This window comes from Hyphobacterium sp. CCMP332, assembly GCA_014323545.1.
Taxonomy (GTDB): domain Bacteria; phylum Bacteroidota; class Bacteroidia; order Cytophagales; family CCMP332; genus CCMP332.
Genome location: CP058647.1, coordinates 1,143,714 through 1,159,925, shown reverse-complemented (window position 1 = coordinate 1,159,925; position 16,212 = coordinate 1,143,714). Strand labels below are relative to the sequence as shown.

12 protein-coding genes are annotated in these 16,212 nt (G+C 37.5%); 6 read left to right on the top strand and 6 right to left on the bottom strand.

Features of this window, described 5'->3' with window-relative positions:
• Nucleotides 1–79: 79 nt before the first annotated feature.
• On the bottom strand, nt 80–406 hold the full coding sequence (locus tag HZR84_05030; GenBank protein ID QNL21326.1) for an iron-sulfur cluster assembly accessory protein: 327 nt from the start codon (nt 404–406) through the stop codon (nt 80–82).
• A 9-nt stretch (nt 407–415) separates the two neighbouring features.
• Entirely contained in the window at nt 416–823 is a 408-nt protein-coding gene (locus HZR84_05025; GenBank protein ID QNL21325.1) for a hypothetical protein, read from the bottom strand.
• A gap of 75 nt (nt 824–898) precedes the next feature.
• On the opposite strand from HZR84_05025, the gene mce reads away from it, so the two are divergent.
• Nucleotides 899–1,303: a methylmalonyl-CoA epimerase gene (gene mce, locus HZR84_05020; GenBank protein QNL21324.1), complete on the top strand. Its 405-nt coding sequence runs from the start codon at nt 899–901 to the stop codon at nt 1,301–1,303.
• A gap of 169 nt (nt 1,304–1,472) precedes the next feature.
• Entirely contained in the window at nt 1,473–2,504 is a 1,032-nt protein-coding gene (gene thiL / locus HZR84_05015; protein ID QNL21323.1) for a thiamine-phosphate kinase, read from the top strand.
• 94 nt (nt 2,505–2,598) lie between these two features.
• Here the strand turns inward: thiL and HZR84_05010 are convergent, their stop codons facing one another.
• Nucleotides 2,599–2,973, bottom strand: coding sequence for a hypothetical protein (locus HZR84_05010; protein ID QNL21322.1), 375 nt, complete (start codon nt 2,971–2,973; stop codon nt 2,599–2,601).
• Between the two features lies 1 nt (nt 2,974).
• Nucleotides 2,975–4,366 (bottom strand): 23S rRNA (uracil(1939)-C(5))-methyltransferase RlmD, encoded by a 1,392-nt coding sequence (rlmD, locus tag HZR84_05005; protein QNL23193.1) that lies wholly within the window; start codon nt 4,364–4,366, stop codon nt 2,975–2,977.
• A 185-nt stretch (nt 4,367–4,551) separates the two neighbouring features.
• Here rlmD and HZR84_05000 point away from each other — a divergent pair, with 185 nt between their 5' ends.
• From HZR84_05000 to HZR84_04985, 4 genes are all read left to right on the top strand, one after another.
• Nucleotides 4,552–7,563: a gliding motility-associated C-terminal domain-containing protein gene (locus HZR84_05000; protein QNL21321.1), complete on the top strand. Its 3,012-nt coding sequence runs from the start codon at nt 4,552–4,554 to the stop codon at nt 7,561–7,563.
• Nucleotides 7,564–7,679: 116 nt separating this feature from the next.
• Nucleotides 7,680–10,196 (top strand): gliding motility-associated C-terminal domain-containing protein, encoded by a 2,517-nt coding sequence (locus tag HZR84_04995; protein ID QNL21320.1) that lies wholly within the window; start codon nt 7,680–7,682, stop codon nt 10,194–10,196.
• A 4-nt stretch (nt 10,197–10,200) separates the two neighbouring features.
• Nucleotides 10,201–12,021, top strand: a complete 1,821-nt coding sequence (locus tag HZR84_04990) for a gliding motility-associated C-terminal domain-containing protein (GenBank protein QNL21319.1) — start codon at nt 10,201–10,203, stop codon at nt 12,019–12,021.
• Nucleotides 11,978–13,834 carry a gliding motility-associated C-terminal domain-containing protein gene (locus HZR84_04985; protein ID QNL21318.1) on the top strand — a complete coding sequence of 619 codons (1,857 nt, stop codon included), beginning with the start codon at nt 11,978–11,980 and terminating at the stop codon, nt 13,832–13,834. Before HZR84_04990 ends, HZR84_04985 begins: the two co-directional genes overlap by 44 nt.
• Here HZR84_04985 and HZR84_04980 read toward each other — a convergent pair.
• Nucleotides 13,806–14,414 carry a DUF479 domain-containing protein gene (locus HZR84_04980; GenBank protein ID QNL21317.1) on the bottom strand — a complete coding sequence of 203 codons (609 nt, stop codon included), beginning with the start codon at nt 14,412–14,414 and terminating at the stop codon, nt 13,806–13,808. The two genes, HZR84_04985 and HZR84_04980, sit on opposite strands and share 29 nt — an antisense overlap.
• Nucleotides 14,411–15,970 carry an AbgT family transporter gene (locus HZR84_04975; GenBank protein ID QNL21316.1) on the bottom strand — a complete coding sequence of 520 codons (1,560 nt, stop codon included), beginning with the start codon at nt 15,968–15,970 and terminating at the stop codon, nt 14,411–14,413. The genes HZR84_04980 and HZR84_04975 overlap by 4 nt, the downstream gene beginning before the upstream one ends.
• Nucleotides 15,971–16,212: the final 242 nt, after the last annotated feature.

The window sequence follows — 16,212 nt, the reverse complement described above, 5'->3', positions numbered from 1 at the left end:
CGAACTTAAGGTAGAATCAAATTTTAATTAGTCTTAACTAAAATTTACGAGAGGGGTAATTTACATTTAAACGGGTTTTTTAGACTGCGAAGCTTTCACCGCAACCACAGGTTCTTGTGGCATTTGGATTGATAAACTGAAAACCTTTTCCATTTAGGCCATCGGAAAAATCAAGTGTAGTACCAAGCAGGTAAAGCAGACTTTTTTTGTCCACTAAAATTTTCACACCCTTATCTTCAAATATTTCATCGCTTTCGTCAAGCTTATTATCAAATATCAGATCGTACATTAAGCCCGAACATCCACCTCCTTTAACCAATACTCTTACATTGTGATCTTTTGAATGACCTTCTTCCGATCTAAGTTCGAGAATTTTGCTTTTTGCGTTATCTGTAATTGTGATCATGATACAAAATTAAGAAACAGGATTTAAAACTATACTAAATACACTGATGGTATTCATATCTCTTCCAAAATACAATTTATCCAAAGCCTCGTACATATTTTTTGCTTTGAAATAAGACGTGTGCAATTCTTTGTCCCCATCTGCAATCCATTGGATGGTATAGGAGTAATTATTTTGATTGTGGAGCCTAACATAATCCCACATTTTTTTTGCAGCATCTACTTTATCCGTTCCTGAAATGCTGTGAAATAAAAACGATTGATTATGCCTTGGATTGATGGTAATCAGATTTAGTATGATCTGGTTATCATTCATTTTATAATCAAATACCAAATTTTCAGATCTTAATCCCAAATGATTCTTAATCTGTTTTTGGATTTTGGCGAGTTCTACGTGATTATCGACTTCGGTGGTCATAATTTAAAAAATTGCAACTTTGCATCGTGATAACTAATTAAGTGTAAAAATAGTTTGTCTGCAATTTGAATAAAAATGAAGAAAGTAGAACATATCGGAATTGCTGTAAAAAATATTGAAGACGCCTCTCAGGTTTTTGATAAAATTTTTGGTAAATCAGCCTATAAGGATGAAAGAGTGGAGTCGGAACATGTGACCACGCGCTTTTATAAAATGGGTGAGACAAAAATAGAATTACTTGATTCGGATAATAAGGATTCGGCTATTTCTAAATTTATAGATAAAAAAGGAGGGGGAATGCACCACATAGCATTTCATGTTGAAGATATCTATGAAGAAATCAAAAGACTAAAAGAATTGGGTTTCACCATTTTGAATGAAGAACCAAAAGAAGGCGCTGATAATAAACTCATATCTTTTTTACACCCTAGAAGTACAGCAGGTGTATTGATAGAACTATGTCAGGAAAAAAACGACTAGCGGTATTGAATACTGTTGTAGTATTTCTTTTTGGCCATACCTTTTCTCGTGCTACATTCTTTTTGAGGACGACAAGAAGCAAATATGAATGCTAAGGCTAAAACTATTAAAAGGACTTTTTTCACAGTGTGAAATTATAAATAAATATTTACCCAAATAAGTTCCAAAGATGACAAAAAGAACAGAAATAAGTGAATTAGGGGAATTTGGTTTAATAGACCGCATAACTAAGGATTTTCCGGTCGCAAATAAAAATACAATAAAGTCTGTTGGCGATGACTGTGCCGTTTTAAATGCCGGTGACCGGCAAATGCTACTTTCAACTGATTTGTTGATTGAAGGCGTGCATTTTGATCTTACATATATGCCTCTTAAACATTTGGGCTACAAAGCTGCAGTAGTTAATTTTTCTGATATCTGTGCAATGAATGCAGTACCAAGTCAGATTATGGTGAGCTTTGGATTGAGTAATCGCTTTTCGGTGGAAGCAGTAGATGAATTAATGGATGGCATAAGGGAGGCATGTAAAAATTATAAAGTGGATCTGATTGGAGGTGATATATCATCTTCTGTCAGTGGGCTTGTTATTTCAATAACGGCAATTGGATATGGGGAAAAAGAAAATATAAGCTACCGATCAGGCGCAAAAGACAAGGATGTTATATGTGTTACGGGTGATTTGGGTGCGGCCTATATGGGCCTACATGTTTTAGAAAGGGAAAAACAGGAATTTAAAGCCAATCCGGAAATGCAACCGGACATTCAGGATAAAAGTTATGTAATTCAAAGACAGCTTAGGCCTGAAGCCAGGGCGGATTTTATTCATTCTTTAAAAGAATTGGAGGTAAGGCCGAATTGCATGATTGACATTTCCGACGGTCTGGCTTCAGAATTATTTCACTTGCATTTCCAATCGAAAATGGGAATGAAAATTTATGAAGACAAATTGCCTTTGGACGAACAGACCAGGGAAACTTCTTTGGAATTTCACATTGACCCAAGTACGAGTATTTTAAATGGTGGAGAAGACTATGAATTATTATTCACCGTGAGCCTTGAAGATTTTGAAAAACTTAAAAACCATCCGGATGTAAGTTCTATTGGATATGTCACGGCTTTTGAAGAAGGGGTAAAAATGGTATTTCGTTCCGGCAATCTAAAAGACCTTGAGGCCCAGGGCTGGCAACACTTCAAAATCTAAAAATTGTAGATCAATAATTGAAGACGGAAAATTGAAAAACGAAGATTGATTCGGAGATAGCGCTATCAATTATGTCTTTGCCAGATGATTACAATTAATCTACAGGATAAGGGATGTAGAGGAAATTCATAAACTCCTTATCGATAACCAGCAAGCAGGCAAATTCTTCCGGGTCCTTGTAAGTTTTTAAGAATTCATCTACTTTATTTTCATGAATGATTTCATGCGAGATAAGATTTTCCAGGAACGAAAAATTGATGTTCCATTTCAGCTCAGCTTCTTTTTGCCCTAGCAGTAACTGTCCGATTTTCATCGGATTTTTACTTATAGGAAAAATCGGGTATTCGCTGATTTTTCTGACCTTTAATTGATAAGCCGCTTCTTTTAACGTGTCAGAAACTTTTATGAAATCCGATGTAATAGTGCCTAAATATTTACCGTCCAGTTCCGGATCATTGCTTAAATCCATTTCAACGTAAATTTAATTGTAATATATTCTCTACATGATGGGTTTGTGGAAACATATCCACAGGTTGAATTTTACCCACATCGTATTTTTCAGATAGCAAAGATAGATCTCTGGCTTGAGTGCTTGGCTTGCAACTGATATAAATTATTCTTTTGGCTTCAATTTGTAATAAAACTTCAATGATGTCCTTGTGCATTCCATCTCTCGGCGGATCGCAAATTATAAGATCGGGGAATCCATTTTTTTTACAAAATTCTATTGTAAGCAATTCACGCATATCGCCACAGAAAAACTCCACATTTGAAATTTTATTTTGAGCTGCATTGAAATTGGCATCCTCTATGGCTTGGTCAACAGATTCTATACCAATTACTTTTTGGGCCTGTTTTGCCATGATTAAAGCAATGGTTCCTGTACCGGTATAAAGGTCATAAACTGTTTTTCCCCTAAGTTCACCACACATTTCAATGGCTTTGGAATACAATTTTTCAGCCTGATCAGGATTGGTTTGAAAAAAGGATTTGGGCCTTATTCTGAAATTCAAATCCTGAATTTTTTCGCTTATCGTTGCCTGGCCCTGGAATAAAATGGTCTCCTGATCGAGGAAAGTGTCGTTGACTTTTTTGTTAATCACAAAAAATATGGAATTAATCTGGGGGAACTCACGCTTCAAAGCTTCCAATAATTTTTCCAGTTTTTCATTTAGTTCGGTACCAAACTGAATAATTAGCATCCATTCGCCCGCCCTGGTATTTCGGATGGTCAAACTGCGCAGTTCGCCTTGCTTTTTTCTCAAAAAATAAAAGCTAATGCCATGGCTAAGCGCGTAATCTCTGAACCAGTTTCTGATTGTATTTGAAAAATCTTCCTGAAGATGGCATTTGTTAATGTCAAGGACTTTATCAAAATGCCCGCTGATATGAAAACCTAAACCGGGACTTTTTTTTACATCAGCTTGATTGAGTTCTTCCGGTGTTAACCAGCGCTGCGATGCAAACGAAAATTCCAGTTTATTTCGATATGCCACCTGATTATCACAGGCTATAATTTCTTCAACTTGTGGATCTTCCAAAGCGCCAATTCTCATTAATTGCTGTCTGACCTGATCTTCTTTGAACTTGAGTTGTTCGGTATAGGGAACATGTTGCCATTGACAGCCTCCGCAATAATTGTAATGTTCGCAAAAAGGCTCTGATCTAAGTTCTGATTTTCTGTGAAAATGGATCGCTCGCCCTTCTGAATAGCCTTTTCTTTTTCGGGTGATGAGAATATCCACATTGTCACCGGGCGCTGTATTTTTTGTAAACACCACCTTATCCCCCTGTTTTGAAATGCATTTTCCTTCTGCGGCGAAATCAAGAACCTCAATATTCTTTATAATCTTCTTCAAAATATTCTTAAAATTGCCTCAAACTTAAGCCAAAGCGAGTTAAGAAAGCATTTTTTTTAGAATTTCAAAAAGCCGAAATAGCCTTTAATCGATACACTTATTAAAAAAAGCTCCCGTTTGTTAAACGGCCTTATCAGGAAGAAATATTATTCATACTTTTACATTCGATATTAAATTAAAAAAGAACCATGAAGAAATTATTGCTACTCCCATTATTTGCACTACTATTTGTTTGGGGTAAAGTTGAGGCCTCACACATTGTTGGTGGTGAAATAATAATCACACATGTTCAGGGATTCCAGTATGTCATGACGATGAACCTTTATCGTGATGCCAGTGGTATTTCTGCGCCGGCAACTGCTGCAATAACAGCCTATCAAAGGTCGAATCAGCAGACGGTAGGAAACTGGACCTTGCCAAAGATATCTTTTAATGTGGTACCACCTCAGATTGCAGGTTGTGCCGGTCAGCAATTGACGATTGAAAGACATTTTTATCAGGATACGGTTCAATTGCCTCCGACCACTTTCAATCATGCAAGTGGCTATCTATTTACATGGACTTCATGTTGTAGAAATGCCGGAGTAATTAATCTTCAGAATTCCGGTGGACAGGGCCAAACAACAGCGACTTTATTTCCACCCGTTGTAGATGGTGCAGGAAATCAAATTGTAAACAGTACACCTCAGTTATTTCCTCCATTGGCAGATTACGGTTGTGTAGGGCAATTGTATTATCAACCGTTTGGTGGTATTGATCCCGATGGTGATTCATTAAGCTATGTGCTTTATACCCCATTTGACCAGCCCGGCGCTCCCGGTCCCGGTTTGGTCAATCCAATTTCAGCCCCTTACCCTGATCCAAGTACTCAATTTACTCCGGGTCTTTGGGCCAATTGCTATAATCAGGATAATCAGATCAATGGATTTAGTAATCCGGCTTGTGGCTCTTTAACGGAACCTGACAGATTAAAAGTAGATGTAAATACGGGTTTTGTAACCGTTACACCTTCTGTAGGAAATGCTTATTTTGTTATTGGAGTTTGGGCACAGGAATGGAGAGATATAGACAATGATGGTCAGAAAGATCTGATTGGTAGCGTATTTAGAGATTTTCAGCTACAAGTTTCACCGGCTTCTTCATGTTCGCCACAAATTCCTGTAGATCCACCTGTACCAGTTGACTCAAGCATTACCATTACCGATACCGTATTTGTACCGGGTATCGTAGGACAGAGATGTGTTCAATATAAAGTTTCAGATCCGGGAGCAGGTTCTGCTATTCCAAATGGTACAAGTAATGTTGAAATAATTGTTGATGCAGTGAATTTCCCTGATTCAACAATCAATTTAACTCCGGCGAATCTTGCTTTAAACAATCCATCGGATACATTCCTTATTGATTTGTGTTTTGGCGATTGTGCATTTTCTGTAAATGGTGAGCCATTGGAGCTGAACATTATTTATAAAAAAGAACACTGTCCGCAGCCATTCTTTGATACCATAAGGTTGTTTTTCCTTGTTCAGGAAATACCAAGTCCGGAAGCAAAAGTTGAAACTAGGAATGTGGATTTCCCTTCACAATTCTTTGTAGAAACAGCAGATGCAAACAATAATATCTCTGAGGTTGAATTTTTTATTCGACCAAATTGGGAAATAGAATTTAGCTTGGGTGTCATTGACAGTACCTATGATTCTCTGTTTCAATACATTGTATATAACAATGATACCTTGGATTATCTGGATTATGGTATGGAATTTTTCCAATATACCGCTGATTCTCTGTTACCTGCAGATTCTATCGTTCAAACAGATACAATTAAGGGTCTTGGTGAAATGGAAACTGTCTTTAGATGGGTGCCTGACTGTTCATTGTTCAATGCTGGTCAGGTCTTTAGAGATACCATTTATTTAATTACGGAAGATAGGTATTGTGGTCAAAACATATCTTCAAAACGAATGATATTTAACATCCTGAATACCAATGAAAGACCTACATTGTTGACAGGTTTAGGCGAAGAGACAACAGAAACTCCTGCTACAATTCAAGGTACGCAGCTTAACGATTCAACCTTTTTCTACAGCTTTACTCAAAGAGTAGGTACAGATAGATCCATAGGTGGTAGCGGTAAGAAAAAAGGAGAAAGTCTGATTTTTGATGTAGTAGGTAGAGATGCAGATTTGGATGAGCTCTTTACCGAATATTATATCTTTGATAATGACCGAGGTGAATACCTAGACCTATTGGAATCGAGAGACAGAATATCTGAATTGGGAATAAGCACAGGTAGAAGTAATAATAATATTGGAGATTCTGTATTAGCTTCGACTTTCTTCTGGGAAAACAGATTTATTACCTGTGAGGCTCTGGAGTATGCGCCAATTATGTTAAGAGCTGTAACCACAGATTCAAGTTGTTTTGCAGCCCAGGCTGTTGCCGAAATAGAAATTTTACTTGATAACGGTACGCCTCCACAGTTAGAATTATATCAGGATCTTGATGGTGGAACAGAGTTAATCCCAAGAGATGCAGATGGAAATGTGGAAATCACATTCTCTTCTAAAGATCTTTCATTCTACGTTACAGGTTTTGACCTGGACACCGTTGAAATAGATTCAGCTGAATTTGAAAACGATAAAGTAAGATTAGGCCTTACCCTTGAAGATCTCGATATCAATGATACCGAAGATGTATTCCAGGCCAAGAAGATTGAGGCTACTTATAGAAACCCGCTGCAATACGTAGAGAAGAATGACACTATTTTCTTCTTCTGGGATCCGGCTTGTGAAGACAGAGAGACACCACTTGACAGATTGAATTTCAGAGTAAGGGATAATGCTTGTCCAGTTGATCCGGATGATACCGAACTAGGTTTAATAGATGATATGTTTGTTAATATCGTTCCGGTTGGTGAGTTCAACGCAATCAATGTTATCACACCAAATGGTGACGGTTACAACGATCGATTGGAGCTATACGCTTTCGGTGGTTTCGATGAAGAAGGAAGAAACCTTATCGTTGAGCCCATGCAATGCGGATTTGAAAGCATTAAAGTGTATAACAGATACGGGCAATTGGTATTCGAGTCTGAAGAAAAAGACTTCAGCTGGGATGCTGCCAATGTACCTTCGGGTGACTACTTCTATCAAATGAAGTTTGGAAACCGAACTTACAAGAGTTATATCAAAGTGCTTAAATAAAATAGCATTTGAATGATTGAAGAGGGGATGCATTATGTATCCCCTTTTTTTTTCTTCGGTCAGATATGTGACTGAATGGAGACTATTTTTATCCGATATGTGTTAAATTAGTTGTAATGAAATGGAAACACCTCTTAATACCTTTCATCTTATTTCAAACAAACTTTTCATTTTCCACTCATATTGTTGGCGGTGAAATAGAGCTTGTTCACGATACCGGATACTTCTATACGGTGAACCTAATCATGTACTTTGATGAGTTCAACGGAAATCCCCAGGCTAAAGACAATTTTTTAAGGATTGGCATTTTCAGACAGCTGGATGATGTCTTTATGGATTCGGTATTCCTTCCAAAGGTTTCCGAGGCGAGTGTTCCTTATTCTTTTCCGGATTGTTCTATTGCTGAATTAAATACGAGTAGAATAATTTATAGCGCACAACTTGAATTAGATCCCAATATTTATACCGATATCAATGGTTATTACATGGTTTGGGATCGCTGTTGCAGAAACAATAACATATCAAATTTATTATCTCCCGGTGCCCAGGGTCAGGCTTTTTATCTTGAATTCCCCCCAGTAAATATTGGAGGTACACCATTTATAAATTCTTCTCCGGTATTATTCCCGCCAGTTAGTGATTACGCATGTTTGAATGAGTTTTTTTATTTTGATTTTAGTGGTACTGATCCGGACGGTGATTCACTGGTGTATTCAATGGCCGAACCCATTCGCGGATGGAGTTCCGTGAATAATCCTAGCCCCTTTCTACCTTTCCCCGGACCTTATCCCACGGTGATCTGGCAGAGCGGTTTTGATGTGGATTCCATGATTCCCGGAAATCCACCATTAAATATATCCCCTACAGGATTTCTTACAGTAAGGCCCAATACAAATGGCTTATTTGTGTTTTCAGTTAAATGCGAGGAATACCGAAACGGAGTAAAAATCGGTGAAATTCGAAGAGATTTCCAGATAATTGTTCGCACCTGTCCGAATAATCAAAGTCCGGTAGTATCAGTTCAAGATCCCGTAGACAGCACAAATTTTAACAGGGATGATACAATGTATATCGATCTGAATAATCGCTGTTTTGATATTTTTTTAAAGGACCCCGACCCCAACACAGCCTTTAATGTGGAGATAAATGCATTAAATTTTGATCCTACATTTATATCTGTAAGTCCTGCAAATGGATTGATTCCGGGTTCCGGAGATTCATTAAAAGCTACCGTTTGTTTTAATAAATGTGCTAATTCTACAGTCAACGAACCCTATCTCTTTGAAATTATTATGGCCGATGACGGATGTAGTCTACCAAAAAAAGACACATTTTTAATAACAGCAATTGTGGATGCGATCACGGATAATCCACCGATGATAAACAGCAGTTTTATTGGTGATAGCATTATTCTTGAAGTAGGAGATACCCTTATTATGAATGTTAACGGTTTTGATACCGACAACGATACCATAATTCTTTATTACGGGGATATGGAATTCAATCCGCAGACATATGGCATGCAGTTTTCCAGATCCACAGGTGTCGCTCAACTAAGCAATGAATTTTTCTGGGTGCCTGATTGCAATGCCCTGGATTTAAATGGAAAGGATCTGGTATTCCGCGTTTCGGATTTTTTCTGTTCTAATTATGAGGACTTTCTGACTTTCCCCTTAAAAATTACCACGGATAATAAAAAACCCGTACTGGAAAGCGATTTAGGGAGCAATGATGTAGATATAAATATCAGAGATGTATTTTCTTTTAACTTATCTGCTATAGATACAAATACAAATGATATTTTATTGATAAGGCCAAAATTTTTTAACCCCGATGGCAGCCCAATACAGAATCTGAACTATACTTTAACGCCTACAAGCGCCAGAGGACAATTGCAAAGTACATTTACCTGGCAAGCCGACTGCAGTTTTTTAAATACCGAAGAAATATTATTTCAGTTTGAACTACTGGATAATGGATGTGAGAAAAAATCGGACACAATTTCTTTTAATGCGGAGCTTTTTTATGAAAATGAAAGCCCCGATTTAAGTATAGTTTCAGGTATTATTAATGGCAAAAAAAGCTTCACGATCAACACCTTCACCGATTCCGTTATTGCTCTCGAATTTGCCGGGGAAGATGTTGATCTTGATCTTCTCAACATGCGCTGGGAATGGCAAGATTCATCAAGTTTATTTTTGCCTATCAGTTTTAGCAGTAGTGATGGAATAGGAAATTCAGAAGGGGAAATGATAATAGGACCGGCATTATGTTCCGAGCTGGAAATTTATCAAACCAAGATTAATGTAATTCTTAAGGAGGAATCCTGTCTGAATCTTGAAGATACCATCGAGTTGAGTATAAATGTGGAAGAGTTTTACAAAGAGATAAAAGTACCTGATGTATTCACACCAAATGGAGATGGATACAATGATTATTTCTACCCACAACAATTGCCAAAACAATGTCAGTTTGCTGATATTACCATATATAACCGATGGGGCCGGGAAGTTTATCGCAGCGAAAATGCCGATTTTAAATGGGATGCTGCAAATGTTCCTGCGGGTGATTATTTTTTCCAAATACGTTTTGATGGAGCGAGCTACAAAGGCCCGATAAAAGTAATAAAATAGCCCGATGCGCTTTAAATCATTATTTTTACTCTTTTTGGTATCCTGCATTTGCTCATTTTCGCAGGCTTCGCACATTGTGGGTGGGGAGATGCAAATGATTCATCAAAGAGGAGAGATTTATTTGCTTCGCTTGATACTTTATTATGATCAGGCCAATGCAGAATTTAACCTGGTGGATCGCAATATAGAAATCGGTATTTTCAGAAAATCCAACAACACGCGGATAGATGATAGAATTCTGGATGTAAAAACCAGTACAATTGTAGATTATGCGAATCCCTATTGTCTTGAAGATTCCCTAAAGACAATTAAAATTACATACGAGGGGCTACATCGTTTTTCTTCTGAGCGCTACTATGAAGATCAGGGCTATTATTTTACCTGGGAAAGATGTTGTCGCAATAATATCATTTCAAATGTATTTCAACCCGGCAGGCAGGGTATGGTATTTTTATTGGAATTCCCCGATATGGACGATTTTCCCTTGAACTCAAGGCCACTGTTTAAAGAAATTCAAGGCGAATACATTTGCCGGGATCGTTATGTTGAACTCGATTACAGCGCCATTGATATCGACAGCGACAGCCTTTCCTATAGCTTGGCCACACCCATTGCCGGATTTACAACGCCCGATGATCCTATATCTGCTTTGATTCCCGGACCTTATCCCTTTGTTGAAAACTATTTTTTAATGCCCGGTACGCCAAATTTAAAAATCGATAGTCGTACAGGGATTTTGAGTGCAAGGCCAAGTCAAAATGGACTTTATGTATTCAGAGTGATTTGCAATGAGTTCAGAGATGGTAAAAAAATCGGTGCCGTGCATCGCGACTTTCAAATTCTGGTTGATCAGTGTGTGGATAATACAAGCCCACAAAGCCAATTATATAATCAGAATTCCGTACCCTATAATGAAAATGATACCCTGGTTATTTCATCCAGAGATGAACTGTGTTTTGATATTAAAATAACAGACAGCGATAATGAAAGTAGAATCAATTATGAAATTGTTCCGGTAAATTTTGAGTCAAAAGCGGTGAGCTTTAGTCCGGAGAACGGAGCACTCAGCGGTGAGTCCGATACTTTAAATGTAAAAATGTGCTGGCCGGATTGCATTGAACCTATAAATGAGGATTTGTTTGAATTTTGGCTTTTGGTTAAGGATAATGCCTGTCCGATGCCCAATGTCGATTCCACAAAAATTATTTTAAAGGTTGAAGAAGAAAGTAATTCCAAACCTATTATTGAATCGGAATATAAAAACACAGAATGGCCAGTTGGAAATCCCTTCAATATGTGGTTGGGTGGATATGACAGTGATTTAAATGATTCCTTAAGTTTTAGTTTTAAATTAAAAGAAGGGGCTTTGATCCCGACAATAAGGCAAGATAATTTCGGCAACGATATTGAAGGTAATTTTTCATTTCTTGCGAAATGCTCAGACTACAGGGAAGAAGCCTATGAATACAGCATATATGTAAAGGATAACAGCTGTGCATCCAATAATACTGATAGTTTATTTTTCATTGCAAAAATCAACGACTATATCCCCTATGAGCAAAACGTTATACCTCCAACAAACGTAATCACACCAAACGGGGATGGATTAAATGAATATTTTTATTTTCCTCAACCCTTAGCGCAGTCTTGTGAATTTCAGAATTTTGAATTTGTTGCTATTTATAACAGATGGGGGAGAGAGGTTTTTAAATCCAATGACCGGGAATTTAAATGGCAGGCGGAAAACTTAAATTCCGGTCAGTATTTTTATTTAATACAGTTTGACAAGAGTTTTTATAAAGGATTTATACATGTTATTAAATAAGTCACATCTTATAACGGCCTTTTTTGTGATTTGCTATGTACAATTATTTGCATCGCATATCATTGGCGGAGAAATGACGATGAAGCATGTTGTAGCATCCCGCTATGAAGTAAACCTCAAGCTTTTTTACGATGTAGCGGATGGGCAGGACGTAGTGGAGGACTCCATTATCATTTCCAGTTTCCGGAAGACGGACAATCAGAAAATTGAGGATTATTATATGACCAGGAGCCTTAATTATGTAAATGCGGAATTGACCAATACTTTATGCTCAGATGGTTTGAATATTCGAATTTATACTTATACAACAAGCGTTTTTATCGACGAAAACCTATATAGCTCTACAGGTGGTTATTATTTTTCATGGCAAAGATGTTGTAGGGCAAATAATATCTCCAATATTGCAGGATCAGGTACTACAGGTTTTGTGTTTTATTTGGAATTTCCTTCACCAAAAAACTTCACAGTCAATTCATCTCCACAGTTTAGTTCTATTTCCGGTGATTATTATTGTGTAGGTGAAGACGTGCAAATTGATTTTGGAGCAATGGATCCTGATAATGATGATTTGATCTATTCTTTGATTACACCTATTGCCGGATTTTCAAGGCCCGATGATAATGTAATCATAGGTCAATCAGGGCCTTACCCTCTGGTCAATGGATATTTTGATGTTTCCCCAGTCAACGGAGTTCAATTATCTTCAACTGGAATTTTGTCATTTACCCCGGCACAAAGTGGATTGTATACCGTAGCTGTTTTATGTGAAGAATTTAGAAATGGAGAAAAAATAGGAGAGGTAATACGTGATTTGGCCATTTTGATAAGGAATTGTGAAGACAATCAAAGACCGGAAATTATTTTTTATCCTTATGGCGAAAGTCAGCCTTATGTTTCCGGCGATACTGTACTTATTCGAAGTCAAAATGATTTATGTCATTTAATTGAAACCAGGGACCCCGACAGTAATTCACCAAATGGTGAGGTAAATTATGTATCCTATGACCTTTTGGGTCATAGTGTATTGGCTCCAGAAATTAGTATAAACCAAAGTGCTGCAATTCCCCAATGGGAAATGTGTTTTCCAAATTGCGAAAGTCCGGAGCAGAATTTTTTCACTATAAGACTTAATGTAGTCGACGATCATTGTCCGGTTCCAGAAGAGAATTTTATAGATGTAAATTTTAGAATTATAGAATCAGAGGATGTGCCACCGGTTATTAGCACAAACTATATTCCGGAAATACACCAAATAGGAGAACCAATTAATTTTCAGGTCCGGGTCAGTGATGTGGATTCTTCGGGAATTGATATTCTTTTTAAGGGAGATGGATTTAATCCGGAGATGCTTGGCATGGAGTTTAATTATAATTTGGAAAACTGCTGTGAAGCTAATGGAGATTTTGCCTGGCTGCCGCAATGTTCAAATATTCTGGAAATCGACAAATACAAATTGTACTTTACCGCCAGTGGAGAAAATTGTGGAATAAGCGGAAAAGACAGTCTAAGTCTTGAAATTTTTATTGAAACCCCTCAGGGTGAATTTGCTGAGGAGCTTATATTTCCAAATGTGATAACACCTAATGGAGATGGCATTAACGATTCATTTTATTTTCCAATTCTTGATGAAAATTTATGCCTTGAACGCTCATTCAGAGAGATAATCATTTATAACCGATGGGGAAGGGAAGTGTTCCATTCGAATGAAAGTGATTTTGACTGGAAAGCTCAAAATGTGGCAGCCGGACAATATTTTTACCAGGTGTCATTCGAAGAAAGAACCTTTAAAGGTTTTCTTCATATTTTGAATTAGCATTTAAAAGTATTGAACTCTTATTTGAAATAATATCTGCAATAAATATTTCAAAGGCGGATTTTAAATATTCGTATTCCCTTAATAAAACTTCTTTACCTTTTTCAAGGCCGGAATCAAAATTTGTTCTGCTCGAAATACCTTTAAGAGAACGTCCCACTGCTTCGGGATATTGATAATTAAACAACCAATCATCTCTTTTCATGTACCTGAGCATATGCAGTGCGCGTGCCGGGCACTTTTCCTTGTTTGCCCCCACAATTTCATAGGTTGAGCGCGTATATTCATTTAATGGAATTTTTGAATATTCAGACCAGTTTTTACTTAGAAAATGATCGAAATATACATCTAAAGCGACTCCGGCGTATTTCCCAAAATCATTTCTCAACAAAGAAGTACTTTCACGGGTAATGCTGTGATTATCGGTGAACCAATCGATTTCTCTATGATAAAGAATTCCCAATTGTATATCTTTTTCATAATTGAGATATTTCTTTCCTTTTACGAAATCGGCAATAAAATTTCCAAATCTCAGGGATTCATTTTCCCCTGATAAATATTGATGAGCTAGAAAATTCAATTGCTGAGAAATAATTCTGCACCCGGGCCAATTGGTATGCCGAGCGCAATCCAGATAATCAATAATATAATCCAGACAAAGAGAAAAAAGAAGGTATAGGGCAACATGGTTGAAATGATCGTACCTATCCCAGCATTTTTATCATAACGCTGCATAAATGCCACAATGAGCGCAAAGTAGGACATCATTGGAGAAATAATATTTGAGGCACTGTCTCCGATTCTATAGGCCACTTGCGTAAATTCAGGTGTAAATCCCAGCAACATATACATAGGAATAAAAACCGGTGCCATAATAGCCCATTTTGCAGAAGCACTGCCCATGACAAGATTAATCAGAGCAGCTACAACAATAAAGGGCACTATAACTACAATAGCCTGCAATAGTTGATTTTCAATACCAACCAGATCTATAAAAGCTTTTAATCCATTGGCCCCTTTCACAGCTGTTATCAAACCAATATTGGTCCATTTAAAATAGGCCACAAATTGAGCAGCAAAAAATACAAGCACAATATAAAGGCCAAGTGTTTCCATGGATTTCCCCATGCCATTCATTACATCTTCATCGCTTTTGATGGATTTGGCACCCATGCCGTAGGCCACACCACAAATGCCTGCGGCCAAAAATATAAACGCTACTATGCCCTTAAAAAATGGGGATTTCAAAACATCAGGATTATTCGGGTCTCTTAAAAAACCATCGACAGGCAAAAGGCCCCATAATACAAGAGCAGTAAGAATTAAAGCAGCTATTAAGGCCCATTTCAAGCCCTTTTTCTCTTCCTTGCTTAATCTTTTAATTTCTTCGGGTTGGGCATCACCTTTGTATTCACCCAATCTCGGCGATACAATTTTCTCGGTAACCCATGTCCCTACTGCGGCAATAAAAAAGGTAGAGACAAACATAAAATAGTAATTACAGGTGGGGTTGATTATGTATTCCGGGTCGATAATGCGGGCAGCTTCCTGTGAAAGATCAGAAAGTAATGGATCGATAGTACCCAAAAGTAAATTGGCACTATATCCCCCTGAGACGCCGGCAAAAGCTGCGGCCATACCTGTAATCGGATGTCTTCCGGCAGCTAAAAAGATGATAGCGGCCAGAGGTACAAGCAAAACATATCCAACCTCACTGGCCGTATTAGATAGTATGCCGGAAAATACGATGACAAAGGTCAATAATCTTTCCGGTGCTTTTAAAACCAAAAGTCTTAATCCCGTTCCAATCAAACCACTGCTTTCAGCTATACCAATTCCCAGCATAGCTACCAGAACAGTTCCTAATGGAGCGAAACCGGTAAAATTAGTCACCATTTCCGTTAGTATTCTGTGCAGACCTGTTTCGGACATCAGGTTAATTGGATGGATGGATTCACCGGTACCGGGATGCTGAACAGTAATATCCATCAGGCTGAAAACCCATGATAAAAAGACGACAAGAATGGCAAATAATGCGAATAAGGTGGCAGGATGAGGAAGGGCATTGCCCGTTTTTTCAACAATAGTCAGAAATTTCTCAATCGTTCCGTTTTTCTTTTGGTTTTCTTCAGTCATAGCATTTGTTAAAGCCTCGAATTAACACAAAAGCATTCATTTCTGAAATTATTTTTTTCAAGATGACATTCAAACAATTTAACCGGGGTTCTATTTATCTTTAAAACAGGTCGAATAATTGGATTAAGCTGATTGTCTTAAGATTATCTAGATGAAATGTATTACGCAAGACAAATATTTTTTAGCCAAATCAAACTAAAATATATAGATGGGCGTTAAGATGTTGATAGTTAATTATTTAT

Coding starts and splice junctions, on each gene's coding strand:
- HZR84_05030 (QNL21326.1), bottom strand. CDS start 406: ATGATCACAATTACAGATAACGCAAAAAGCAAAATTCTCGAACTTAGA.
- HZR84_05025 (QNL21325.1), bottom strand. CDS start 823: ATGACCACCGAAGTCGATAATCACGTAGAACTCGCCAAAATCCAAAAA.
- mce (QNL21324.1), top strand. CDS start 899: ATGAAGAAAGTAGAACATATCGGAATTGCTGTAAAAAATATTGAAGAC.
- thiL (QNL21323.1), top strand. CDS start 1,473: ATGACAAAAAGAACAGAAATAAGTGAATTAGGGGAATTTGGTTTAATA.
- HZR84_05010 (QNL21322.1), bottom strand. CDS start 2,973: ATGGATTTAAGCAATGATCCGGAACTGGACGGTAAATATTTAGGCACT.
- HZR84_05000 (QNL21321.1), top strand. CDS start 4,552: ATGAAGAAATTATTGCTACTCCCATTATTTGCACTACTATTTGTTTGG.
- HZR84_04995 (QNL21320.1), top strand. CDS start 7,680: ATGAAATGGAAACACCTCTTAATACCTTTCATCTTATTTCAAACAAAC.
- HZR84_04990 (QNL21319.1), top strand. CDS start 10,201: ATGCGCTTTAAATCATTATTTTTACTCTTTTTGGTATCCTGCATTTGC.
- HZR84_04975 (QNL21316.1), bottom strand. CDS start 15,970: ATGACTGAAGAAAACCAAAAGAAAAACGGAACGATTGAGAAATTTCTG.